We start from the raw sequence: 26,105 nt of genomic DNA on the forward strand, positions 1-26,105 counted from the left end.
GGCGGGTATGGCTTTAGAATATGCAGTTCCTTTTTGTTTCATCCAGACATCAGGTTCTGTTATAATAGAAAGAAGTATAAAGGAGAAAGAATCATGGCATATTTTATATACGGAGAAAAGGAAATCAACCATTTAAAAGCCAGGGATCCGGTGCTGGGACAGGCCATTGACCGGATCGGCATGATCAAAAGGGAAGTTCACACTGAATTGTTTGCTGCACTGGTGAATTCTATTGTGGGACAGCAGATCTCTACCAAGGCTCAGGTTACGGTCTGGAACCGGATGAAAGAGGGGCTTTTAGAAGTCACACCCCAGAAGGTAGGACAGTGTACGAAAGAAGAGCTGCAGAGCTTCGGAATTTCTTTCAGAAAAGCGGCATATATAAAAACCGCGGCGGAACGTGTTTTAAACGGAAGCCTGGATCTTCGGGGCCTTTCAGAAGCAGAAGATGAACAGGTCAAACAGGAGCTTACAAAGCTTCCCGGGGTGGGAGTCTGGACGGCGGAGATGCTGATGACATTTTCCATGCAGCGGCCGGACATCGTAAGTTATTCTGATCTGGCGATCCAGAGGGGAATGAGAATGCTCTACCACCACAGGGCCATCACACCGAAATTATTTCAAAAATACGCAAGGAGATACAGTCCCTGTGGCACTGTGGCCAGTCTTTACCTTTGGGCTGTGGCAGGAGGGGCAATCCCAGAGATGAAGGATTATGCCCCGAAGAAAAAGAAATGAAAAAACGATTGTAAGATTTTTTTCAGAATTGTATTAAAGGAAAACTCAGAATTGGATGATACACTGTGATCATGAAGGAAAGAGGAGGAAGATTATGAAACAACCCAGGATTTTAGTAGTAGACGATGACAGAGAGATTGTAGGGGCGATCAAAAAACGCCTGGAACTGGAAGGTTATGAAGTAGTACCTGCCTACAATGGTCTGGAAGCGCTGGATGTGCTTATGGAGCAGGAGATCCATCTTTTGATCATCGACATCATGATGCCGGGTATGGACGGACTTTCAGCTACCATGAAGATCAGGGAGAGCAAAAACATCCCGATCATCATTTTATCCGCTAAGACGGAGGAAAGCGACAAGATCCTGGGGCTCTCAATGGGAGCCGATGATTATATCAGCAAACCGTTCCGCCCGGATGAGTTAGTGGCCAGGGTGAAATCCCAGCTACGCAGATACTTACAGCTGGGAAGCAAGGCAGCGGCATCGGAGCAGAACAAGAACCAACTCACGCTGGGAGGACTGGTACTGGACCTGGACGGCAAATGTATCTACGTGGATGGGGAACCTGTGAAGGTGACAGCTACAGAGTTTAAGATCCTGAATCTTTTGATGAAGCATCCCGGCAGAGTCTTTTCAGCAGAGGAAATCTATGAGAGAGTCTGGGAGGAAGCAGCTTATGCAACAGAAAACACAGTGATGGTTCATATTCGGAGGATCCGTGAAAAGATCGAGATCGATCCGAAGAACCCAAAATATTTAAAGGTGGTATGGGGAATTGGATACAAGATGGAAAAGATGGATTAACAGCGGGCTGATCGCTGCGGTGATCATAGCCATGGTAGGCGGAGTGCTGTTTGGTATTTATCAGATGCATTCCATGGATAATTATAATGACGGACTGGACTTTGCAACGATCAAAAAGGGTGAGCGGATGGAAGATTCCGATTACTATGTGCAGGCCGTACAGCGTATTTTAAACAGATGGGTGGTACAAAACAATCTCTCGGACAGTAATTATGACGGGGTCGATTCAGAGCTTCCGTCCAGCCTGGAAAAAGAGATCTTTGTCAAGGCGAAGCTGACAATTCAGCCTTACGGTAAAAAAGCCAGGACAAAAACGTTTGGAATTGAGGAAGACGAAAAGAGGAAACCAAAGTTTATAAAAAAGATCGTGATCAACAGAAATGATACTCTTGGATACGGGCTCAATTCCAACAAAAGTATCAAAGCCAAGTATTCCAGCAATGCCGAAACCAATAACAGCTATGATGAGTACGAAGAAAATCTCATGTCCCCGTCTGATTTTTTTAATATCAGCGGGAGCAGCATGAACGGGGGAAGTCTCTCTCTGCCTCAGACATTTTATATTGATGATGCCAAGCAGCAGAGACTGGAATCCGCAGTGATCGAGGTTGGATTCTATGACGGATTTTATAAGGCTCTGGACCAGCATTACAAGACATTTCCTGATTTGAGGAAAGCCCTGATGGTCAGGATGTCTATTTTGCTCGGAGCGGAGGTTCTGGGACTTCTTGCTCTGTCCGTGTTGTTCGCACTTCAGAAAAGCCGTGCCCGGTTCTTTGAAAATCTGGACCGCATCTGGTATGAAGTGATCCTCTGTATCATAGGATTTGGGATTTTCATGGGGACAGGAACCGTTGCGGCTGCGTCCATCGGGGCCCTGCAGCAGGAAGAACTGATCCCGATTATGACATTTGCGGGGATCGTGCTGCTGGTGATCGGAATCATACTCTCCATCTGTCTGCAGACTACGGTGTGGCGGTTAAAGGACGGTACATTCTTAGAGCATACATTCTGTGTGGGCACGATTCGGAGATGGTACCGGAGAAACAGACAGAGAAGAGAAGCAGAGAAACAGGCACTGGAGTTTGCGGACCGTCTGGCGGTGGAGCGTCTTTCTATCTACCGGAAGGGAAAATACCTGATGCTTGCGATCTTTTTTGCGGGACTGTTTATCATAGGGGGGTCCCCGCTGCTGGCAGTGATCGCCATCTGCATCAGCGTCCTGGGGATGAAGTATCTGGGAGAGCATTTTGATGAGCTGGCAAAGCAGCAGAAAGATTTAGGCAGACTCATCCGGCAGATCGAGAGCATTTCTGAGGGAGATTTGAAAGCAGAAGCGGACATCCCGAGAGAATCCCTCTATTATAATGCATCCAAACAGCTGAGCAACATCGGAAGCGGACTGGATAAATCTCTCCAAGACCAGATGAAAGGGGAACGCATGAAGATCGACTTGATCACCAATGTATCCCATGACTTAAAAACACCTCTCACATCCATCATCAGCTACGTGGACCTGCTCAAAAGAGATGAAACGTTGTCTCCGGAAGCAAGAGACTATGTGATGATCTTAAACCAGAAAACAGAGAGGCTGAAAAATACCATCGCTGATCTGTTCGAGCTTGCAAAGTCCACCAGCGGGGAAGCCAAGGTCACATTAGAACCAATGGATCTAAAGAAGCTGATGGAGCAGACCTTAGAGGATATGAGTGACCAGATTGAGGAGGCAGGTTTTAAGGTGCGGTTCCAGTGTGAGGCGGATCACACAAAATTCAAGGGCGACGTAAACCGCATGTACCGTGTGGTGCAGAATGTACTGGAAAATGCGCTGAAGTATTCTCTGAAAGGAACAAGAATTTTTGTCACTATTTCAAATGTAGGTCAAAAAGTATGTCTGACGGTTCAGAATACCTCTGCCTATGAGATGGATTTTACAGAGGAAGAGATTATGGAGCGTTTCTACAGAGGTGAGAAATCTAGGACCAGTGAAGGAAACGGACTGGGACTTTCCATCGCAGACAGCTTTACAGCCAACTGCGGGGGAGAATTTAAGATCGAGATTGACGGTGACCAGTTCAAAGCCATGATCCTGTTCCCGACGCTTCCGTAGGACACAAAGTTTTAAACATTACGGACAATGACAGAGGTGCCGATTCATGCTATAATGATTTCATTATGAAAGGAATTTTTATGATGAGAAGACGTATTATATGCATGATGCTGGCCCTCTGTCTTTTATTGTGCGGCTGCAACATTGACGGAAAAAAGGATTATACAAAAACAGAGGATCTGGACGAAGCTACTCTGCAGGGAATGGCCAAGGATATCACAAAGGACATGTCGTTAAAGCAAAAGATCGGACAGCTTTTTATGGTATCCGTCTATTCATTAGACAGTTCCGGGAGCAAGTCACAGACTAAGGTTACAACTGCAATGAAAAAGACTATGAAGAAGTATCCCGTGGGAGGCATTCTTTTGTTTTCTAAGAATGTGGAATCCGAAAAGCAGCTTAAGAAACTTACGCAGGATCTCCAGAATGCTTCCCACGTACCGCTTTTTATAGCGGCAGATGAGGAGGGAGGGACGGTATCAAGGATTGCTTCTAAACTCCCGGATTCAGTTACCCAGTTTCCTCAGGCCAGGGAGATCGGGGAGACCTATACGGACCAGCAGATCGCCAAGATGGGAAAGGAACAGAGCAAGCAGCTCAAAGACCTGGGGGTCAATATGAATCTGGCTCCGGTGGCAGATGTTCTGTCCAATGAGGACAATACGGAGATTGGAAACCGGTCCTTTGGTTCCGATGCGAAGGAAGTGGCATCCATTGTAAAGACACTGGTAAAGAGTATGCAGAAGCAGCAGATCTCAGCCACGCTGAAGCATTTTCCCGGAAGTGGTGACGCTTTGGGGGATACCCACCGTGGAGCGGTAGAGACAAAGCAGACGATCCAGGAGTTGAGGAAAAAAGAGTTTCTTCCATTTGAAAGCGGTATGGACGCGGACTCGGATGCGGTCATGGTGTCTCACCTGATTCTTACCAATGTGACAGATGAAAAGGAGCCCTGCAGTTTAAGCGAGAGGGTTATCTCTGACATTTTAAGGGATGAGATGGAGTATGACGGACTGATCCTCACCGACGCCATGAATATGAATTCTATCACCGACAACTACAGCTCCGGGGAAGCTGCTGTGAAGGCAGTGAAAGCAGGAGTGAACATCGTTGTCATGCCTGAGGATCTGGGACAGGCATATAAGGCAGTCAAAAGCGCGGTGAAGAACGGCAGAATCAAGGAGTCCGTAGTGGATAAGGCCGTGAGACGGATCATTTATACGAAGCTTAAGAGAGGTGTGATCCCCCCGGATACCAAGCTTCTAGAGGATAATCAATAATTTTTTTGTATTTCGAAAAATAAAAATCAGTGCAATAGAAGATATTGCACTGGTTTTTTATATGTGATACTATTTGTGAGGAGCCTCCGGCTTGGAGGCAGTGCAGCAGAAGCAGAAGAATAAAGGAGATAAAACATGGAAAAACAGGAATTATTATATGAAGGAAAAGCCAAAAAAGTTTTTACGACGGAAGATCCGGACTTATTAATTGTCGACTATAAAGATGATGCGACAGCATTCAACGGTGAAAAAAAGGGAACGATTGTCGGAAAAGGTGTTGTAAATAACCGTATGTCCAACTATATGTTCAAGATGCTGGAAGAAAAAGGTGTGCCTACTCACTATGTGCAGGAACTCAGTGACCGTGAGACTGTTGTGAAAAAGGTTGAGATCGTGCCGCTTGAAGTCATCATCCGTAATGTGGCAGCAGGAAGTTTTTCCAAGAGACTCGGAATTGAAGAAGGTTTTGAATTATTAGAGCCTACCTTTGAATTCAGTTATAAAGACGATGATCTCGGGGATCCGTTGATCAACGAATATTTTGCTTATGCAATCGGTATCTCCAACCGCAAAGAAGTAGAACAGATCAAAGAATATGCATTTAAAGTCAATGAAGCACTGATCGAAGAATTTAAGAAGATCGGCATCAAACTGGTTGATTTTAAGATTGAGTTCGGCCGCTATAAGGATGAAGTGATCTTAGCAGATGAGATCTCTCCGGATACATGCCGTCTGTGGGATTTAGAGACAAACCAGAAGCTGGACAAGGACCGTTTCCGCAGAGATTTAGGTGACGTAGAAGAAGCATACGAGGAAGTATACAGAAGACTTGGTTTATAATATTTAATAGAGAGGCTTGATAATGGACAGAGAACGTTTTGACAAGTTAGGAGAGGAGTGCGGTGTCTTCGGAGTCTATGATTTTGACGGCAACGACGTAGCTTCTACAATTTATTACGGTTTATTTGCACTGCAGCACCGGGGACAGGAAAGCTGTGGCATCGCAGTTTCCGATACCAATGGTCCGAAGGGACAGGTGGCTTCCAAGAAGGGGATGGGGCTTTGCAACGAGGTCTTCACCCAGGAGTCTTTGGGAGAACTGAAGGGTGACATCGGTGTCGGCCATGTAAGATATTCCACCGCGGGACAAAGCTGCCCTGAGAACGCGCAGCCCCTGGTATTAAATTATGTCAAAGGAACTTTGGGTCTGGCCCACAATGGCAACCTGATCAATGCTCTGGAGTTAAGGCATGAACTTGAATATTCCGGGGCGATTTTTCAGACGACCATTGACTCGGAAGTGATCGCCTACCACATCGCACGGGAAAGGGTGAATACCCACAGTGTGGAGGACGCGGTGGCAAAAGCGATCCGAAAGGTCAAAGGGGCATATTCCCTGGTTGTTATGTCTCCGAGAAAGCTGATCGGGGCAAGGGACCCATATGGTTTTAAGCCGCTCTGTATCGGAAAAAGAGACAATGCCTATATTCTAGCTTCTGAGACCTGTGCGCTGGACACCGTGGGAGCAGAATTTGTCCGCGACGTGGAGCCGGGTGAGATTGTGACTATCACAAAGGACGGTATCCAGTCGGACTGCAGCATGTGCCTACCAAAGGGAGAAGCAGCCAGATGTGTATTTGAGTATATTTATTTTGCAAGGCCGGACAGCTGCATTGATGGAGTCAGTGTCTACGAGTCCAGGCTCAAGGCCGGCAAGTATCTGGCAGTGGACTCACCGGTAGAAGCCGACGTGGTGGTGGGCGTGCCTGAGTCCGGTAACGCCGCAGCTTTGGGTTATTCCCTGGAATCCGGCATACCGTACGGGACCGCCTTTGTGAAGAACACTTACGTTGGACGGACGTTCATTAAGCCGAAGCAGAGCAGCCGGGAATCCAGTGTCCAGGTGAAGCTGAATGTATTAAAGGAGTCGGTAAAAGGAAAAAGAGTCATCATGATTGATGATTCCATTGTCCGGGGCACTACCAGTGACCGGATCGTATCCATGCTCAGAGATGCAGGAGCTTCGGAAGTCCACGTAAGGATCAGTTCCCCGCCGTTTTTGTGGCCTTGTTATTTTGGTACGGATGTCCCGGCCAGAGAACAGCTGATCGCCTATAACCGCAGCATCGATGAGATCTGTGATATAATCGGGGCAGACAGCCTTGGTTACCTGAGGACCGAGAGACTTGACGAGCTCTCAGAAGGACTTCCGATCTGCAGAGGATGTTTTACAGGAACATATCCGATTGAGCCGCCGAAGGAAAATATCCGCGGAGATTATGATAAATAAGGAGATTTTAATTCATGAACGATAAATATCAGAGCCCGTTATCCGAACGCTATGCCAGTAAAGAAATGCAGTATGTCTTTTCTCCGGATATGAAGTTCAAGACATGGAGAAAACTGTGGATCGCCCTGGCAGAGGTGGAGAAGGAACTGGGTCTTTCTATCACGGAAGAACAGATCAACGAGTTAAAGGAACATGTGGAGGACATCAACTATGACGTTGCCAAGGAGCGCGAAAAGCTGGTGCGCCATGATGTTATGTCCCATGTCTATGCCTACGGACAGCAGTGTCCAAATGCCAAAGGAATCATCCATCTGGGAGCGACGTCATGTTATGTGGGAGATAACACAGATATCATCATCATGACAGAGGCGTTAAAGCTCGTGAAGAAAAAGCTTGTAAATGTCATCGATGAGCTTTCAAAATTCGCTTTGGAATACAAAGATCTTCCAACTCTTGGCTTTACCCACTTTCAGCCGGCCCAGCCGACCACAGTGGGCAAACGTGCAAGTCTCTGGCTGATGGATCTTGTATATGACCTTGAAGACCTTGACCATGTGATCGACAATATGCGTCTCCTTGGCTCCAAGGGAACAACCGGAACCCAGGCCAGCTTTTTAGAACTGTTTGAGGGAGACCATGAGACCATCAAAAAGATTGACGGCATGATCGCAGAAAAAATGGGATTTGACAAGTGCCAGCCGGTATCCGGACAGACGTATTCAAGGAAGATCGATTCCAGAGTGCTCAATGTGCTGAGCGGTATTGCACAGTCTGCCCATAAGTTCTCCAACGATATCCGCCTTCTCCAGCATTTGAAAGAAGTAGAAGAACCGTTTGAGAAAAACCAGATCGGTTCCTCCGCTATGGCATACAAGAGAAATCCTATGAGAAGCGAACGTATGGCATCCCTGGCTGATTATGTGATGGCTGATGCCATGAATCCTGCCCTGGTTGCATCCACCCAGTGGTTTGAGAGGACCCTGGATGACTCCGCCAACAAGCGTCTTTCCGTTCCGGAAGGGTTCCTTGCCATCGACGGCATCCTGGACCTGTACTTAAACGTAGTGGACGGCCTTGTGGTTTACCCGAAGGTTATTGAGAGCCGTCTCATGAAAGAGCTTCCGTTTATGGCAACGGAAAACATCATGATGGACGCAGTAAAGGCAGGGGGGGACCGTCAGGAACTTCATGAAAAGATCCGCGTACATTCTATGGCCGCAGGAAAGGTCGTCAAAGAAGAAGGAAAAGAAAACGACCTGTTAGAAAGGATCGCAGCGGATCCTTCTTTCGGAATGACCATTGAGCAGCTGGAAGCGATCATGGAACCTAAGAATTTCGTAGGACGTGCACCGCAGCAGACAGAAGAATTCGTAAAAGAAGTCATCCAGCCGATCCTGGAGGAAAATAAAGACCTGCTCGGTTTGACGGCAGAGATCACGGTATAATTTATATATGACGAAAAGCTCCTTTTTAAAGGGGCTTTTCTTTGTTCCATAGGAAGGTTTGAGGAATATGTATTATTTTATTGTCAATCCAAACGCAGGCTCCCGTAAGGGGATGCGTTTCTGGGAGGAGATCAAGAAATATCTTATGGAGGAGGGCATTGACTTTCGTGAGATGCTGACCAGAGGACAGGGGGATGCCGAGAGATATGTCAGGCGGATCACCAGGAGACATTGTCCGGATGTGATCACAGTGGTGGGCGGCGACGGAACCCTGCACGAAGCCGCCTCGGGAATGGAGAAAGGAGCAGAAGCCAAACTGGCATTTGTTCCTGCAGGCTCCGGAAATGACTTTGCCAGGGGAATAGGGTATTCAATCGATCCTATAGAAAGGGTTCGGTCCATCGTCTCAAGCTGCAGTGTACGGCCTCTGGATGTAGGAGATCTCCAAAGCAAAGAGGGATCTGGGAGTTTTCTTGTCAGTTCTGGCATTGGATATGATGCCAGGGTCTGTCACATGGTCAATCATGCAAAGAGTAAGAAGTTTTTAAACCGACTGCATCTTGGCAAGCTCACCTATCTGGAAATCGGACTCCGAGGGCTTCTTTCGGCAAAGCTGTTTTCCATGCGTTTGATCCTGGACGGCGCCAGGGAACAGCTGTTTTCTGATGTCCTGTTTGTGTCCATACATAATCTGCCCTATGAGGGCGGAGGACTGAAATTTTCTCCTGGCGCGGTTCCGGACGATGGCTTTCTGAACCTGTGTATCGTGGCGGGGATATCAAAAAGAAAGATGATACCTCTCCTTACGAAAGTGCCGGCGGGAAAACATGAAGGGTGTCCTGGAGTATACAGCCTGCGCTGCCGCAAAGCGGAGTTTTATATGGATGAGCCCCAGTATTATCATATGGATGGGGAAGTGCCGGGACAGTCCAGTCATGTGACCATATCGGTCAATACCCGCGGATTAGAGCTTTTGGGCTGATCATGGAGTAAAATGGCCTCAGTCTGTAAATCCTATCAGGGAGAACGGTTTACAGAAAGGAAGAGAATAGATGGACAAGATATATTTTAACGGAGACATCCTGACAATGGAAGAAGACAGACAAGAGCCGGAAGCGGTCCTCGTATCGGGAACAGTCATAACGTTTGTGGGAAGCCTCAAGGAGGCAGAACGCCTTTCTCCGGGAGCAGAGATGAACGATCTGAAAGGAAAGTCATTGATGCCGGCGTTCATTGACTGCCACAGCCATATTTCCCTTGTGGCCCAATTTTCCCAATTTGCAGATCTGTCAGGAAGTACAGATTTTCAGGATATCAAAGGGCGTCTGCTGGCATATCAAAAGGAGCAGAAAACCGGGGAAGACGGAGTGATCATCGGTGTGGGTTATGATCATAATTTTCTGGAGGAAAAGAGGCATCCTGACAAGACCGTACTGGACCAGGTATCCGGGCGGGTACCAGTTTTTATCCTGCACGCTTCCGGGCACATGGGAGTTGCAAACTCCGCGCTTTTAAAGACCGCGGGCATCGATGCCACAACAAAAGATGTGGAGGGTTCCAGGTTCGGGCGGGTGCCGGGTTCCATGGAGCCGGATGGCTATGCGGAAGAGACAAAAGCTCTGAAGCTGCTTCTTGACCAGGTGTACAGCAAGGTGCCCAGGGATCCGAAAGCGCAGATACACAAAGCCCAGGAGCTTTACCTGTCCCATGGGATCACAACAGTACAGGATGGCGCCGCGTCCGCCCAGGATGTGGAGAGCTTATACGAGGCGGCTGGGGATGGCAGCCTGCTGGTGGATGTGGTCTCTTATATTCTGGTGGGAGAGAATCCAGAACAGGTGGAACAGAAGTATCCGGACCTTAAGAAACGGTATTGGAACCATATGAAGCTGGGAGGCCGGAAAGTGATCCTGGACGGTTCGCCCCAGGGCAGGACTGCTTGGCTTTCCAAACCGTATGAGGGGGAAACAGAGTACCGGGGATATCCAGCCATGGAGGACAGCGAAGTGAAAGGATATGCCGCCGATGCTATAAACAGCGGGATGCAGATCCTGGCCCACTGCAATGGGGATGCAGCTTCCGAGCAATGGATCGAAGGCTGGAAAGCTGCCATGAAGCAGACGAAAACGGCAGAAAATGAGGATTTAAGGCCGGTGATGATCCACTGTCAGACGGTGAGAAAGGAACAGCTCTCCCAGATGAAGAAGATCGGAATGATCCCGTCCATGTTCGTGGACCATGTTTACTTCTGGGGAGATATCCATCTAAAGAACCTGGGAAAAGAGAGGGCAGAAGTCATAAGTCCGGCGAGATCGGCGTTTGAGCAGGGCCTCTGTGTGAATTTCCACCAAGACTCACCGGTAATCCCTCCGGACATGCTGCACACGGTCTGGTGCGCAGTGAACCGTACCACCAGAGAAGGGACCGTGCTTGGGGAAGAAGAAAGAGTGAGCATTTACCAGGCGTTAAAGGCAGTGACGATCAACGGAGCCTATGCCTATTTCGAGGAAGACCAAAAAGGAAGTATAACGGAAGGAAAGCTTGCGGATCTGGTGATCCTATCTCAAAATCCATTGAAAACCCCTCCCCAGAAGCTGAGAGAGATCAAGGTGGAAGAGACGGTGAAGGAGGGCAGGACTGTGTACCGGAGAGGTTAGGTATTCCTGGCCTTTCCGGTACTCTTGCGTTTCACGATAAATGGTTCAAACTCAAGCTTTGTCACAAAGCTTCTGGGTTTGTTCTTGGACTGGGATTCCCTGTGCCTTACGATGATGTCCACAGCCTCCCTTCCCTTGGCCTCAATAGAGTGTTCCACGGAAGTCAGGGAGATCCGGCGCATGTCCGCCATAGGGATGTTGTCAAAACCGCACACTGAAAAATCATTTGGGACTTTATACTTCATATCAAACAAGGCGTCTAAGATACCCAATGCCACCATATCATTGTAGGCCACAAAGGCAGTGGAGTCTGTCCCTTCCGTGAGGATTTCTTTGGTCAGGTTAAAGCCGCAGGAATACTCCAGCATGTTGGGGGAAAGAGTATTGTATTCCCCGGTGGAGACAGAACGGCAGGTCACATTCCCGGGATCAAAACCGTGTTCGTAAAAGGCTTTTTTTAGCCCCTCAAAACGCTTGGAGCGGGAACGCTCGATGGTGCTCATGGGTGTGGACACATAGGTGATCTTCCGGTGGCCCAGGGACAACAGATGCTCTGCTACCAGATAAGCCGGTTTGGTGCTGCTTACATGAATAGAGTCAAACATGATGTCGTCATTTTTGTCACCGATGTTGATCACAGGGATCTGTTTGGACAGCTGGTTTACATCGTCCAGCCAGGAAGTGGGGTAGAGATAGACAATGCCCGACGCGTCAAAGTCCTTTATCATATTCAGGTAGAACTGCTCAGTGTTGGGATTTCTTAAGGTTGGGGCCACAAATGTCACATATCCGTAGTCATGGGCGCGCTCTGTGATAGAGTGCACTAAAATAGAATAATAGTGGTTGGATAGAAACGGGCACATGATGACAATGACCTTAGAAAGCCCGATCAGCTGGGTATCCTTTTTTTTCTTCTTTTCATAACCCAGTTCCTTTGCTGCATTTAACACCTTCTTTCTGGTCTCCTCTGAAAAGGACACATTGCTCTTCTGGTTCAGGATCATGGAAACTGCGGATTGGGAAACATTTGCATAGTTTGCAATATCTTTTGTGGTGATCTTCTTTTTCGAAGCCATAAATCCTCCTAATCAAAAAAAATATTAATTAATTAATATTCATTAATAAAAAATGAAAATATTAATAATAAAACGGTATTTATTAGTCTTTAAAAAAATCATATCATAAACAGAAAAGAAAAAACAGATAAAATCGAGGTTTTTTTGAGAACATCAATCTGGTATACAATAATCAAAAACCAGAGGTTATTAATAAAGATGAAAATTATTAATAATTTCCTTTGAAATCGCATAAACACTAGGGTTTTGGCGTTTGACAAATGAAAGGAATCCATGGTTAAATGATACCAGAGCAAAAGTGTAGCAATTCATTTTTAGGAGGAAGATAATATGAGATTCTTTTTAGACACAGCAAATGTAGAAGATATCAAAAAAGCCAATGACATGGGAGTGATCTGCGGTGTTACAACAAACCCGTCTCTGATCGCAAAATCAGGAAGACAGTTTGAGGATGTCATCAAAGAAATCACTTCTATTGTAGACGGAGCTATCAGCGGTGAAGTAAAAGCGACAACAACGGATGCAGAAGGCATGATCAAAGAAGGAAGAGAAATCGCTAAAATTCATCCGAACATGGTAGTTAAGATCCCTACAACAGTGGAAGGATTAAAGGCTACAAAAGTATTATCTTCTGAGGGAGTAAAGACAAACCTGACTCTCGTATTCAACCCGACACAGGCACTGCTTGCAGCAAGGGCAGGAGCTACATATGTTTCTCCATTCTTAGGAAGACTGGATGACATTTCCCAGAACGGTTTAGACCTGATCGCTGATATCGTAGAGATTTTTGAGGCAGGCGGAATCGACACTCAGATCATCTGTGCAAGTGTCCGCAATCCGATCCATGTCATCGAATGTGCTAAGATGGGCGCTGATATTGCTACCATCCCTTACAATGTCATTGAGCAGATGATGAATCATCCTTTGACAGACCAGGGAATCGCAAAATTCCAGGCAGATTACAAAGCAGTATTTGGAGAATAAGAAAGGTTGGGAGAAAAAATGACAGTGGCAGAATTACAAAAAACAGCCAATGAGATCCGAAAAGGGATCATTAAAGCGACACACGCTGCAAAATCCGGACATCCGGGGGGATCTTTATCCTCAGCAGATATGTTTGCATATTTATATTTTGAAGAGATGAACATTGATCCTGAAAATCCTAAGATGGAAGACAGGGACCGTTTCGTGTTATCAAAAGGACACGTTGCACCTGGACTTTACTCCACTCTTGCAGAGAGAGGATTTTTCCCGAAAGAAGATTTACTGACACTGCGCCACATTGATTCTTACTTACAGGGACATCCTGACATGAAGAAAATCCCTGGTGTTGATATGTCCAGCGGATCTTTGGGACAGGGAATCTCTGCAGCAGTGGGAATGGCTTTAGCTGCAAAATTAAAAGGAAAAGACTACCGCACTTACACACTTCTCGGAGACGGTGAGATCCAGGAAGGACAAGTATGGGAAGCTGCCATGAGCGCAGGATACAGAAAGCTTGACAACCTGGTTGTCATTGTTGATAACAACGGCCTTCAGATCGACGGAAAGATTGATGATGTCTGCTCTCCGTACCCGATCGACGCAAAGTTTGAAGCGTTTAACTTCAATGTAATCAATATCGACGGACATAACTTTGATGAAATCGCTGATGCACTCAAAAAAGCAAAAGAGTGCAAAGGAAAACCGACCGCCATCATCATGAAGACAGTCAAAGGAAAAGGCGTATCCTTCATGGAAAATCAGGTTGGATGGCATGGTTCTGCTCCGAATGATGAACAGTGTGAACAGGCATTGAATGAATTAGAGAAGGTGGGATGTTAAGATGGCAGATGTAAAGAAAATCGCAACCAGAGAAAGCTATGGAAACGCCCTGGTTGAATTAGGAAAAGAAAATCCAAACGTAGTAGTGTTAGATGCCGATCTGGCTGCCGCTACAAAGACTGGTGTATTTAAGAAAGAATTCCCGGAACGCCACATTGACTGCGGTATTGCGGAGTGCAATATGGTTGGAGTGGGAGCGGGACTTGCTGCCAGCGGAATGATTCCGTTTGTCAGTACATTTGCAATGTTTGCTGCAGGCCGTGCATATGAGCAGGTAAGAAATGGTGTGGGATATCCTCACCTGAACGTAAAGATCGGCGCTACCCACGGCGGTATCTCTGTCGGAGAAGACGGTGCTACCCATCAGTGCTGTGAAGATGTGGCTTTAATGCGCACGATCCCTGGAATGACAGTCATTGTTCCTTCAGACGATGTAGAAGCAAAGGCAGTTGTAAAGGCAGCGGCAGAACTTGACGGACCTGTCTACATGAGATTCGGACGTCTGGCTGTGCCTGTGATCAATGACACAGCAGACTACAAATTTGAGATCGGAAAAGGTACCGTGTTAAGAGAAGGTACCGATGTGACCATCATCGCAAACGGACTCTGCGTAGGTGAAAGCCTTGAAGCTGCCGAGAAGCTTGCTGCAGACGGAATCAACGCAAAGGTTATCAACATGGCAACCGTGAAGCCGCTTGATGACGAGCTGGTGATCGCAGCGGCAAAAGAGACCGGAAAAGTGGTCACAGTGGAAGAACATTCTGTGATCGGCGGACTTGGAAGCGCGGTATGTGATGTACTGAGTGAAAAAGCACCGACTCCGGTACTGAAACTTGGCGTACAGGACGTATTCGGACATTCAGGACCGGCAGTTGCCCTGATTAAAGAATTCGGACTGGACAGCGAGGGTATCTATAAGAGCGTAAAAGCTTTTGTATAGAGAATCATCATATTAGCTTCATGAAAAAGGGACTTCTTCGGAGGTCTCTTTTTTGTTACTAGGAAAATTCTACCGCATTAAAATGTCCGGACTCGATAATTTGGGCAAATTTTTCTATGCTATACTTGAAATAACAAAAAAGGAGGTGTAAAAAAGATTTCATTTTTATTGAGAGGAGCCTGGAAGGGATGAGACGTTCAAAAGATAAATTCTATAAGAAACAGATTTTTGACTGCCTTATGGATGGAAAGATTGTTTCAGCGGGAAAAATTGCTCGGGAAGTAGGCCTTTCTGAAAAATCTGTAAGGAACAAGCTAGATGGAATGAATGAGTTTCTATTACAGAACAATCTGGGAGAGATCCGGCGCAAGCCAAGGGTTGGGATATGGCTGGAGGCAACCAATGAGCAGAAAGGGCAGATCCAAGCAATCCTTGGCAGGAGGGAAAAATATCAGGTGGGAAATTACGATCCTGAAGAGCGGATGACTGAAACCTTGAAGTTATTTTTTAACCTTCGTCCATGGCAGACACTGACAACACAGAAATTATCGGAAAAACTGTATTTGAGCGTTCCCACTATGCTGAAGGTGCTGAAAGAATGTGAAGAATGGCTGAACCAATACCATATCATATTAGTGAATGAAAGAGGTAAGGGATACCGGCTCAAAAGCCAGGAAAATGAATACAGGGTGGCATTAAAGAATCTGATCATGGATAAATCGGATGTGGAGGATATCCGGGCGAACATCAGTTATTTCTTTCCGAACATTGATGTGCGGGCAGTTGAAAAGTGCATTATCCAGACCGAAAATGAGTGGAAATATCGGTTTACGGATGATTCTTATTATGAAATTTTAATTTATTGCTGTTTAGCGTACAAACGAAAGGAGTTGGAAATTCCCCTGGTGAGCGATTACTATCAGGAGGAGCTTAAGATCCTAAAAAAATATACGGAATATGCTTTTACAGTGGCTATTTTTGAAAAATTGGAGGAGGTGTTCCATGTACATTTTCTGTCTGAGGATATTCTGTTTTTGTCTATTCAGATCTTGTGTTCAAAATTTATCGGTATCTCTGAAGTGGAAGTTACTTTGGAGCAGGTAAAAAAGTATGATAATAAGCTGGTGGAATTTGTAGACAGGATGTTAAAAATGATCGGGGATGTGCTGGAAGTGGACCTGACCGCTGATCAGAAGGTGAAGGAAAGTCTGATCGTGCATCTGCGTCCCACAATATTCAGATTAAGATACGGAACACCTCAGGATAATGCTCTGATTGATTTTATTAAAGAGGAGTATAAAAACGTATTCCGGGCCAGCTGGGTCATCAGCATTTTATTTGAGGAGAGTTATAACCTGCAGATCACAGAAGATGAGATCGGGTACATCGTGTTGTATATCCAGGCAGCCATGGAAAGGAAAAAGCATCAGTATAACGCATTAGTGATCACGGATTCCAACATGGGCCATGCCCAGCTGATCAAAGAACGGATAAGAAAGTTTGTACCGGAGATTGGAAAATTGGTATTTGTCAGCACCCACGATTATAAGACAGAGGATTATTGGGACTATGATCTGATCATTTCCTCAAAGATCATGAAGACAAAGGATAAAAGGGTTGCTGTGATCCCGAACATTTTAAGTGAAAACGGAATCATCAGGCTAAGGAATCATCTGGATGATATGAACTCCCAGCTGATCGAGAATGAAAACCCATTCTCTCCCGAATGCTGCCTGCTGTTTTCACCGGAACTGATCTTCACAGGTCTAAACGTTCAGACCAAGGAAGAGTGTTTAAAAATCATGTGTGAAGCCATGCAAAAAAAGGGTGTCGTAAAAAATGACTTTTATGACACTGTGATGGAACGTGAAAGCAAGACAACAACGACCATCGGGAATGGAATCAGCCTTCCCCATGGATCCCCTACCGCTGTGAATGAATCAAAGGTGGCGATCGCTTTTTTAGAGAAACCGGTTATATGGGATGGGGAACAGATCCAGATTGTATTTCTGCTCGGTTTTAAAATGAATACAAGAGATGAGATTCACCGTATCCAGTTGTTTTACAAGGAATATGTGTCCCTGATCGATACAGAGGAGAAGATTAAAATGTTAAGGAACATGAAATCAACGATTGAAGTGTATAAATATCTTATTCAGTAGTGAAAGGAAAAGGAGGACAAGGATGGATATTAAAAGTGTGTTGGATGAGAGAGTCATTGACCTGCATATGAACGCAGGGGATAAAAAAGAGGCAATCTTATATCTGGCAGAAAAACTAAAGTCGGCGGGATATATCGCAGATGTGGATGAGTATGTGGCGGATATTTATGTGAGGGAAGCTCAAGGACAGACCGGGATCGGAAACTTTGTAGCCATTCCTCATGGAAAAAGTAGTTCGGTCACGCAGGTGGGGATTGCCATCGGAAAGCTGGACCAGGAGATCCAGTGGGAGACTTTAGACGGAAAAGGGGTAAAACTCATTTTTTTGTTTGCGGTGGGAAATGACAATGAGAACGCCAAGACCCATTTAAGACTTCTGGCGGAAGTTGCCAGGACTCTGGGGAACGATGAGGCTGTGAACACACTGCTTGAGGCAGAAAGTGTGGAAGATTTAAAGAAAGTATTTTCATAAAAGTTGATGAAAGAACAGACAGTTCCGGTTTTCCTGGAGCTGTTTTTTTCTTAATATTGCTTATAAAATATTACCGGAATAAAGTGTTAAAACTGTCCGTTTTCTTTGGGAAAGGGAAAAGAAGTTCCGCATTAAAAAGCCCGGAGTTAATGAACACAGGGACACAAACTATAGTATGATTTATTCACAGGATAAAGTTCATCAGCCAGAAGGAAAGGAGGATACAGAAAATGAAGATTGTAGGAATTGCAGCTTGTACATCAGGAATCGCCCATACATATATTGCAAAAGAAAAAATTGTAAGGGCAGCGCAGGAACTTGGATTTGAGGCGCATATTGAAACACAGGGGACCATAGGGACGGAAGATGAGGTGACACTGGAACAGATCAGGGAAGCTGATGTGGCGCTGATCGCGGCGGACATCAAAGTCGGCGGAAAAGAACGCTTCAAGGGCCTGCCTATCGTGGAGGTTCCGACAGAGGCAGTGATCAAAGCCCCGAAGAAACTGTTGCTGACCATCCAGGGAAAAGTTATGAAAAATTAGAGAAGAAAAGGGAGGACAACGATGCTAAAAAAATTACAGTTAAAAAAACATGCCATGACCGCCATTTCTTACATGCTGCCGTTGGTTGTGGCTTCTGGTCTGCTGATCGCCATTGGAAATCTCACCGGCGGTTCTGTCATTGAAGATTATGCAAAATCATTTTCTGTGCCGTCCGCCTTAACCAGCCTCGGAGTGCTGGGGATGGGGCTGCTTGCGCCGGTGATTTCTGCGGCGATTGCTTACTCGATTGCGGACAGGCCGGGAATTGCCCCAGGTCTGCTGATCGGCTGTATCGCCAAAGAAATCGGGGCCGGATTTTTAGGAGGCATGCTGGGAGGCTATATTGTTGGATTCTTTGTACTCTGGCTGAAGGATAAGCTGAAAGTCCCGAAATGGGCGGAGGGCCTGATGCCGATGATGATCGTTCCGACCATTGCGTCGATTGTGGTTGGGCTCTTAATGTTTTTTGTCATTGGAGTGCCGATCGTATGGCTGACCAACGCATTGACAGAATTCCTGACAAGTATGCAGGGCAGCGCCAAATTTGTATTTGGTGCCATCATGGGAGGAATGGCGGCCTTTGACTTTGGAGGCCCCGTCAACAAAGTTGCCTCGCTGTTTGCGGACGGCTTGCTGCTGGAAGGTGTCCAGGGGCCGGAGGCAGTGAAGATCCTGGCATCTATGGTGCCCCCATTCGGAGTGACTCTCTCATATGCGGCGTCAAAATTTATGAAGAAGCAGAAGTATAATAAAGAGGAAGAAGATAATATTAAGATCGCATTCCCGATGGGCATCTGTATGATCACGGAAGGGGTCATCCCAATCGCCATGAACGATTTGGTACGTGTGGTATTCTCCTGTACAGTGGGAGCTGCCATCGGCGGTGGCCTATCTATGATGTGGGGTGTGGAATCACCGGTGCCATCCGGAGGCATGTTTATTGTTCCGGCCATGAATAAGCCGCTGCAGTTCTGTCTGGCGCTGGCTATCGGTTCCGTAATCACGGGAATCCTTCTGTTCATACTGAAAAAGAAACCTGTGGAAAACCAGGCCGACACGGAGGAAGAGGAAGATATTGATTTCTCAGATATTAAAATTTCATAAGGAGTAGAAGAAAATGTATGTATCCATGAAGGGAATGCTGAGCCGTGCCAATGAAGAAAACTATGCAGTCATGGCGATCAATTGCTTTAATATAGAAACAGCCAGAGCAGTCATTGAGGCAGCCCAGTCTTTAAGGGCCCCTGTCATTGTGAATATTGTTCAGGAGCATATGGTAAAACACTGCGACAGCAGTCTGATCGCTCCTATAGTAAAAAAACTGGCCCAGAGAGCCAGCGTGGAGGTGGCGTTGAATTTCGACCATGGTGAGGACCCTGGTTTATTAAAGAAAGCTCTGGTTGACGGTTATTCCAGTGTGATGGTAGATGCTTCTGCCTATGACCTGGAAGGCAACATCAAGATGACCAAAGAGATCGTGGACTTTGCAAGCCAATTTGACGCCAGCGTGGAAGGGGAGATCGGCTGTATGGGAGTCAGTGAAGGAGACCATTATACAGATGATGATATGAAGACAGATCCGGACGAAGCGCTGCGTTTTGCCAGAGAGACCGGAATCGACGCACTGGCAATCTCTTTCGGGAGCTCCCATGGGAATTATCCGGAAGGATTTGTACCCGCATTTGATTTTGAAATACTGAAGAACATTAAAGAAAAGACAAAAATGCCTCTTGTTCTTCACGGAGGAAGCGGATCCGGGGATGATAATATCCGTAAATGCGTGGAATATGGGATCAATAAAATAAACGTGGGATGTGATTTTATGAATGCCAATGTGGAAAGCATCAAAAGACAGCTGGACAAAGATCCGGATATTAATTATTGGGTCATGATGCACCAGGCAGAAAAGGACAGTCGTGAGCTTGTAAAAAAGTACATTAAATTGTCAAAGTCTGAAGGAAAATCATTATAAAAAGAAGATAAGGAGAATCGTACAATGTTGATGAATATGAAAGATTTGCTGAAGGTAGCAGATGAAAAAGGGTTTGCAGTGCCTGCATTTAATATCGGAAGCGACCAGCTGTTAAAAGCGGTCATGCAGGAAGTAAAAGAGTTAAGGAGTCCCGTGATCCTGGAAATGTCTCCCGATGAGTTTCATTTTGTGGAGGACAGTCTGGTTCAAAGTATGATCTACGAAGCATCTAAAACTGATGTGCCGGTGGTTATTCACCTGGACCATGGAGACACATTTGAGACAGTCATGCAGGCCATTCGGGCAGGGTTCACTTCTGTTATGATCGACGCATCAACGCTTCCATATGAAGAGAACGTTGCGGTTACAAAAAAGGTATGTGAGGTGGCTCATCTGGTGGGAGTTTCTGTGGAGAGCGAATTAGGAACCATCGGAACCACAGGGAATTCAATTGAGGGCGGCACCACCGGTGTCATCTATACGGATCCTGAACAGGCAAATGATTTTGTGAAGCAGACGGGCATTGATACCCTGGCGGTGGCAATCGGAACGGCTCATGGAATTTATCCGAGTGATAGGAAACCGGAACTCCGGCTGGATATTTTGCAGACATTAAAGGATTCATTAGATATCCCTCTCGTGCTGCATGGGGGATCCAGCAATAAGGATGAAGAGATTGCAAAAGCAGTGAAGATCGGAATCTCTAAGATCAACATTTCCAGTGACATCAAAGCAGCCTTTTATGCAAAATGCCGGGAGGTCTTAAAGGAGCATCCAGAATACAGGGAACCATTGGAGATTTATCCAGAGCCGATCAAAGCCTGCAAGGCAGTGGTGGCGGATAAAATAGTACTTTTTGATTCCAGGGATAAAGTAAAATATTATTATGGGTAAAACGATCGTTTGAGGAAAGGGGCGGCTTCGGCTGCTCTTTTCTTCATTTCACAGAAAACTTGTTATTTAACAAATCTAAGAAAGGCGGAGAGATATGAGATATGCAGTTGGCATTGATGTGGGTGGAACGAATACAAGGGTGGCTTTGATCGATGAACACTTTCATATTATACAGAGAGAACAATTTCTGACGGACAAAGAGGAGGCTGGGGAAACGATTTGCGGAATAAAGAACATCATTCGTGGCTTTCAGGTAAAAGTGGAGGGCATCAGCATCTCCTGCCCGGGGCCATTGGACTTGATGGCAGGTATTGTATTGACCCCGCCCAATCTTCCGGGCTGGCATAATTTGCCCATAGAAAAGAGACTTCAAGAAGCTCTGGGAGTTCCGGTATACCTGGAAAATGACGCAAATCTGGCGTGCTTGGCGGAAGCGGCAGCAGGTGCGGGTAAGGATAGCAGATATGTTCAGTTCTTGACGGTCTCTACCGGAATTGGGGCAGGATTTTGTATAGACCGGAAGATCTATCATGGTTCCAGGGGATTTGCGCAGGAGGTGGCCAATTCCGTTTTGTGGAGGAACGGTCCGTTCCAGGGAGATCTGAAAAAAGGATCTGTGGAATCCATCTCCAGTGGGACTGCCATTGTCAAGAGAGCAAAGGAAGCCGGACTTTCTGTAAAGCATGCCGGTGAGGTTTATCAGCTTGCAGAAAAAGGGAACACAGCGGCAAAGGAGATTATGGAGGATGCATATGAATTCCTTTCAAATTTTATTGGTATCTTATATGGGGTTCTGGATCCCGATTTGTTTATACTTGGCGGAAGCGTTGCCTTAAAGATTCCTGGATTTATTGAAGAAATTCAGAGTAGGGCAGAGGAAAAGGTATACACAGCATTGAGAGATCATATTCATGTTGTACCAGCGCAGCTTGGGGAAGACTGTGGTCTGATTGGCGCGGCGTATCTGGTATTTCACACACCGTAATAAAGAAGAAAAACTCATTTCTTCCTATGTTGACAGATGTTATAATAAGATAAAAACGGGTCTGGGAGGTAGCTTTATGAAGGTGTTAAATTATGGCTCTTTAAACTATGATTTTGTATATCAGGTGGACCACATCACGGAGCCTGGAGAGACACAGGCGTCAGACAAAAGGGAGACGTTTTGCGGCGGCAAGGGGCTGAACCAGTCCATTGCACTTGCAAAAGCCGGGGTGAAGGTCTTTCAGGGCGGTACGGTTGGAAGTGACGGGCAGATGCTCCTCGATGTGCTGAATGAATACGGGGTGGATACTGCTTTTGTGCGCACGGTTGACGGAGAGACCGGACATGCAGTCATACAAGTGGACCGGAATGCGCAAAACGGAATACTGCTCTTTGGGGGAGCAAATATGAGGCAGTCTAAGACAGAAATGGATAAGGCGCTGGAGCAGTTTAGACCAGAAGATTTTCTATTGATTCAGAATGAGATCAATCTGTTGGATTATCTTATTGATAGAGCTTTTGAACGGGGGCTGCGAATTGTGTGTAATCCCTCACCTTATAATAACGCGCTGGACTGTTGTGACTTTTCTAAAATCTCTATTTTTATGCTTAATGAAGTTGAAGGTTTCCAGATGACAGGAAAGAGAGAGCCGGATAAAATACTGAATGTGATGGCAGAACAGTTTCCAGCAGCAGAGATCGTATTGACGCTGGGGGAGGAAGGCGCTGTGTATCAGAAAGGAACAGAGAGGATTAAACAGGCCTGTGTGCCGACAGATGTGGTAGATACCACTGCGGCAGGAGATACGTTTACCGGTTATTTCATTGCGGGTATCATTGACGGTATGTGTCCGGCGGATAATTTAAAAAGGTGTGCGAAAGCATCCTCCATTGCGGTATCCCGTAAGGGAGCGGCACCGTCCATTCCTTTTGCAGAAGAAGTTTGAATCTTAGAAATTTTCTGAATATAACTAAAATGGAAAAATATGTTGTTTCCTTTGCGCATAAGAGATATAATAGACTTAACACAAAAGAAGGAGGTCGGAGAATGGACGACAATACATTACTTATAAAGATTGAAGAAATAATGGACCAAAAACTGGATGAGAAACTAGACCTTAAACTTCAGCCGATCTATGATAGACTGACAGGGGTAGAAGACAGACTGACAGGGGTAGAGGATAGACAGACAGGGGTAGAGGATAGACTGACAGAGGTAGAAGTCAGGCTGACAGGGGTAGAGGATAGACAGACAGGGGTAGAAGTTAGGCTGACAGGGGTAGAGGATAGATTGACAGGAGTAGAAGATAGACAGACCTCAATGGAGGAGGATCTTACCTCGGTTAAGAAAACATGTTTCCGCGTAGAAAATGAGTTGATCCCTCAGTTAAATGCTCTCTATGAAGATAGGATACCACATGCGGAGTTTCGTAGATTGAGTGAGCAGGTAGAACAAAATACGAGGATGCTCTCAGTGATGAAGGACGTCATCATCAGCCATAGTGAAGAAATTAGATGTCTTAAAGAAGTGAAGTAATACTTCTGATTGACCCTTCTTTCCCGTATAATTCTAATCCGTACGGACAGCAAAAACCACCAGCCAAGTATGCTGGTGGTTTTTTTAGTTCAGTTTTATTGAGTCTCGGTAACGGCTTTCGCACTAAATTCAACCTTCGCCTTTGGCTCGGTTTCATTAAGTGAGCAAAGGAAGTTACACTCGACTAAGCATTCGACTTTCGCCTGCGGCTCGGTCTCATTGAGTCTCGGTAACGGCTTTCGCACTAAATTCAACCTTCGCCTTTGGCTCGGTTTCATTAAGTGCTCAATGCCAATGCCAATGTCTATTCTACTGTTACGGATTTGGCGAGGTTTCGTGGCTGATCTACGTCGTTTCCTCTGAATACGGTCACGTGGTATGCGAGAAGCTGTAGTGCCACGGTAACTCCGAAGGTTCCGAATCTATCATCTACGGCAGGTACCTGGATCAGGTCATCGTATACGCCTTCGTAGTCTGACATATCTTTGTCGGTTACCATGATGACATGGGCTCCGCGGGCTTTGACTTCTTCCACATTTGCCATGATCTTTGGCAGCACATGATCCTGTGTTGCAATCGCGATAATTGGAACGCCCTCGGTTACAAGAGAGATGGTTCCGTGTTTTAATTCTCCTGCATTATATGCCTCGGAGTTAACGTAAGAGATCTCTTTTAATTTCAGGGATCCCTCGCTTGCGATGGCATAATCCAGGCTGCGGCCCAGGAAGAACGCGGAGAAGGTGTCTTTGATCTTTTCTGCGATATCTTTGATGTAGCTGTCCATTTCCAGGACTTCTGACACAGTGGCGATGGCCTCTTCAAATTTTTTGCAATATTCTGATAATTCTACCTCCGTAAATTTACCACTCAGTTCTGCCAGTTTCAGTGCAATCAGATAGAATCCTGCGCACTGTACGGAGAATGCTTTTGTGCTGGCAACAGCAATTTCCGGTCCTGCGTGTGTATATAATACCTGATCGCTTTCTCTTGCAATGCTGGATCCTTTGACATTGACGATGGAGAGGGTTTTTGCACCGCGTTCATTGGCAAGACGCAGGGCAGCAAGGGAATCGGCTGTTTCTCCGGACTGGGAAACGATCACAACCAACGTATGTTCATCCAGGATTGGATCCATGTAACGGAACTCAGAAGAAAGTTCCACAGTGACAGGAATGCGCACCATAGATTCAATCAAGTGGCGGCCCACTAATCCTGCGTGCATTGCGGTACCACATGCGGTCACGATGACACGGTTGATGCCTTTAAACAGGTCATCAGAAATACCGTCAGCGCTGAAATCTGCAAGACCGTTGTGAAGTCTCGGCATAACAGTGTTTGTCAGTGCTTCCGGCTGGTCGTAGATTTCTTTCTGCATAAAGTAATCATATCCGCCCTTCTGTGCAGCGGTAGTATCCCAGTCAACGTGAAGCATTTTAGGTGATACGACATTCTGATCCATATCATAAAGTGTAATGCCGTCTTCTTTCATCACGACAATGTGTTCTTCCGGCACAACAAAGTAGTCTTTAGAATACTGAAGCAACGCTACCATATCAGAAGCGATAAAAGCACCGTCATCTGTGGAGGTAGCTACCAATGGGCTGGAATTGCGCATGCAGTAGATCTCTCCTGGATGGTCTTTGAACATGATGCAGAAACCGTAAGCTCCGTCAAGGATTTCATTTGCTTTCTTCATTGCTGCAAATGGGTCTCCATCATATACAGAGTCCAGATATAAAGCGGCTACCTCAGTGTCAGTCTCAGAAACCGGAGTGCGTCCCTGAGCCTTGAGGGCAGCAGCGAGTTCTTTGTAATTTTCGATGATCCCATTGTGAATCAAAGTGATATTTCCTGCTACATGGGGATGGGCATTGGTAGTTGTAACACCTCCGTGGGTAGCCCAGCGTGTATGGCCGATCCCGCATGTTCCGCTGCGATCATCAGAAGAATCCACCTTTTCACGGAGGTTAGAAACCTTTCCCGCTGTTTTGATAATCTTTGTAGACCCACCTTCATTAACTGCGATCCCGGCGCTGTCGTATCCGCGGTATTCCAGCTGTGTAAGGCCCCCTACTAAGATATCTGCTGCTTCGAGTTTCCCTGTAAATCCAATAATTCCACACATGTTGAAATCTCCTTTTTATTTAATTTTATGCGGACACAAATAAAACGTCGCTTTAAATTCAGAAAAAGCGGCCATGTGTCCTTTCATTTATTAGGTTTTGTGTGGTTTTTATATCTTTGGCTGTACAGCCTTTGTTCTGCGATTACTCACAGTTTTTTTCTGTACATCACGTGTCCAAAGCCACGGGAAAGCATCCGCCGAATTTTCGATCACTTTCCACCTCGTTAACCTTCTAATCCTCCTTATCTT

At 46.0% G+C, this 26,105-nt stretch carries 23 protein-coding genes; 21 read left to right on the forward strand and 2 right to left on the reverse strand.

What is annotated here, in order from left to right:
- Positions 1-93: 93 nt before the first annotated feature.
- From AR1Y2_RS03735 to AR1Y2_RS03775, 9 genes are all read left to right on the forward strand, one after another.
- The gene (locus AR1Y2_RS03735; protein ID WP_137327767.1) at positions 94-738 is read left to right on the forward strand and encodes a DNA-3-methyladenine glycosylase family protein; all 645 of its coding nucleotides are present in this window, start codon (positions 94-96) and stop codon (positions 736-738) included.
- Positions 739-832: 94 nt separating this feature from the next.
- Positions 833-1,543 (forward strand): response regulator transcription factor, encoded by a 711-nt coding sequence (locus tag AR1Y2_RS03740; RefSeq protein ID WP_137327768.1) that lies wholly within the window; start codon positions 833-835, stop codon positions 1,541-1,543.
- A complete protein-coding gene (locus AR1Y2_RS03745) occupies positions 1,515-3,653 on the forward strand; it encodes a sensor histidine kinase (protein WP_137327769.1) in 2,139 nt (712 codons plus the stop codon). The genes AR1Y2_RS03740 and AR1Y2_RS03745 overlap by 29 nt, the downstream gene beginning before the upstream one ends.
- A gap of 80 nt (positions 3,654-3,733) precedes the next feature.
- Positions 3,734-4,933: a glycoside hydrolase family 3 protein gene (locus tag AR1Y2_RS03750; RefSeq protein ID WP_137327770.1), complete on the forward strand. Its 1,200-nt coding sequence runs from the start codon at positions 3,734-3,736 to the stop codon at positions 4,931-4,933.
- 135 nt (positions 4,934-5,068) lie between these two features.
- Entirely contained in the window at positions 5,069-5,773 is a 705-nt protein-coding gene (purC, locus tag AR1Y2_RS03755; protein ID WP_137327771.1) for a phosphoribosylaminoimidazolesuccinocarboxamide synthase, read from the forward strand.
- Between the two features lie 22 nt (positions 5,774-5,795).
- Positions 5,796-7,223, forward strand: coding sequence for an amidophosphoribosyltransferase (gene purF, locus AR1Y2_RS03760; protein WP_137327772.1), 1,428 nt, complete (start codon positions 5,796-5,798; stop codon positions 7,221-7,223).
- A 14-nt stretch (positions 7,224-7,237) separates the two neighbouring features.
- Positions 7,238-8,668, forward strand: coding sequence for an adenylosuccinate lyase (gene purB / locus AR1Y2_RS03765; RefSeq protein ID WP_137327773.1), 1,431 nt, complete (start codon positions 7,238-7,240; stop codon positions 8,666-8,668).
- A gap of 67 nt (positions 8,669-8,735) precedes the next feature.
- A complete protein-coding gene (locus AR1Y2_RS03770) occupies positions 8,736-9,650 on the forward strand; it encodes a diacylglycerol/lipid kinase family protein (protein ID WP_137327774.1) in 915 nt (304 codons plus the stop codon).
- A 70-nt stretch (positions 9,651-9,720) separates the two neighbouring features.
- Complete coding sequence (locus tag AR1Y2_RS03775; RefSeq protein ID WP_137327775.1) at positions 9,721-11,325, forward strand: amidohydrolase; 1,605 nt, start codon at positions 9,721-9,723, stop codon at positions 11,323-11,325.
- On the opposite strand, the gene AR1Y2_RS03780 is transcribed toward AR1Y2_RS03775, so the two are convergent.
- The gene (locus AR1Y2_RS03780; RefSeq protein WP_137327776.1) at positions 11,322-12,401 is read right to left on the reverse strand and encodes a LacI family DNA-binding transcriptional regulator; all 1,080 of its coding nucleotides are present in this window, start codon (positions 12,399-12,401) and stop codon (positions 11,322-11,324) included. The genes AR1Y2_RS03775 and AR1Y2_RS03780 overlap by 4 nt on opposite strands.
- A 330-nt stretch (positions 12,402-12,731) precedes the next feature.
- On the opposite strand from AR1Y2_RS03780, the gene fsa reads away from it, so the two are divergent.
- The 12 genes from fsa (at position 12,732) to AR1Y2_RS03840 (ending at position 23,731) form a co-directional block, all read left to right on the forward strand.
- Entirely contained in the window at positions 12,732-13,385 is a 654-nt protein-coding gene (fsa, locus tag AR1Y2_RS03785; RefSeq protein WP_137327777.1) for a fructose-6-phosphate aldolase, read from the forward strand.
- Between the two features lie 18 nt (positions 13,386-13,403).
- On the forward strand, positions 13,404-14,225 hold the full coding sequence (locus AR1Y2_RS03790) for a transketolase (RefSeq protein WP_137327778.1): 822 nt from the start codon (positions 13,404-13,406) through the stop codon (positions 14,223-14,225).
- Position 14,226: 1 nt separating this feature from the next.
- Positions 14,227-15,165, forward strand: a complete 939-nt coding sequence (locus AR1Y2_RS03795; RefSeq protein WP_137327779.1) for a transketolase family protein — start codon at positions 14,227-14,229, stop codon at positions 15,163-15,165.
- A 188-nt stretch (positions 15,166-15,353) separates the two neighbouring features.
- Positions 15,354-17,327, forward strand: a complete 1,974-nt coding sequence (locus tag AR1Y2_RS03800; protein ID WP_137327780.1) for a BglG family transcription antiterminator — start codon at positions 15,354-15,356, stop codon at positions 17,325-17,327.
- A gap of 22 nt (positions 17,328-17,349) precedes the next feature.
- Positions 17,350-17,799 carry a PTS sugar transporter subunit IIA gene (locus AR1Y2_RS03805; RefSeq protein WP_137327781.1) on the forward strand — a complete coding sequence of 150 codons (450 nt, stop codon included), beginning with the start codon at positions 17,350-17,352 and terminating at the stop codon, positions 17,797-17,799.
- Positions 17,800-18,029: 230 nt separating this feature from the next.
- Positions 18,030-18,344, forward strand: a complete 315-nt coding sequence (locus AR1Y2_RS03810; RefSeq protein WP_137327782.1) for a PTS fructose transporter subunit IIB — start codon at positions 18,030-18,032, stop codon at positions 18,342-18,344.
- A gap of 21 nt (positions 18,345-18,365) precedes the next feature.
- The gene (locus tag AR1Y2_RS03815; protein ID WP_137327783.1) at positions 18,366-19,448 is read left to right on the forward strand and encodes a PTS fructose transporter subunit IIC; all 1,083 of its coding nucleotides are present in this window, start codon (positions 18,366-18,368) and stop codon (positions 19,446-19,448) included.
- A gap of 13 nt (positions 19,449-19,461) precedes the next feature.
- Positions 19,462-20,316, forward strand: coding sequence for a class II fructose-bisphosphate aldolase (locus AR1Y2_RS03820; protein WP_137327784.1), 855 nt, complete (start codon positions 19,462-19,464; stop codon positions 20,314-20,316).
- 24 nt (positions 20,317-20,340) lie between these two features.
- On the forward strand, positions 20,341-21,210 hold the full coding sequence (locus AR1Y2_RS03825; protein ID WP_137327785.1) for a ketose-bisphosphate aldolase: 870 nt from the start codon (positions 20,341-20,343) through the stop codon (positions 21,208-21,210).
- A gap of 94 nt (positions 21,211-21,304) precedes the next feature.
- Positions 21,305-22,195, forward strand: coding sequence for an ROK family protein (locus tag AR1Y2_RS03830; protein ID WP_137327786.1), 891 nt, complete (start codon positions 21,305-21,307; stop codon positions 22,193-22,195).
- A 76-nt stretch (positions 22,196-22,271) separates the two neighbouring features.
- Positions 22,272-23,141, forward strand: a complete 870-nt coding sequence (locus AR1Y2_RS03835; protein WP_137327787.1) for a ribokinase — start codon at positions 22,272-22,274, stop codon at positions 23,139-23,141.
- A 101-nt stretch (positions 23,142-23,242) separates the two neighbouring features.
- Entirely contained in the window at positions 23,243-23,731 is a 489-nt protein-coding gene (locus tag AR1Y2_RS03840; protein WP_137327788.1) for a hypothetical protein, read from the forward strand.
- A gap of 304 nt (positions 23,732-24,035) precedes the next feature.
- Here AR1Y2_RS03840 and glmS read toward each other — a convergent pair whose 3' ends face one another.
- The gene (gene glmS / locus AR1Y2_RS03845) at positions 24,036-25,856 is read right to left on the reverse strand and encodes a glutamine--fructose-6-phosphate transaminase (isomerizing) (RefSeq protein WP_137327789.1); all 1,821 of its coding nucleotides are present in this window, start codon (positions 25,854-25,856) and stop codon (positions 24,036-24,038) included.
- Between the last annotated feature and the right edge of the window lie 249 nt (positions 25,857-26,105).

It is taken from the genome of Anaerostipes rhamnosivorans (assembly GCF_005280655.1).
Classification (GTDB): Bacteria; Bacillota; Clostridia; order Lachnospirales; family Lachnospiraceae; genus Anaerostipes; species Anaerostipes rhamnosivorans.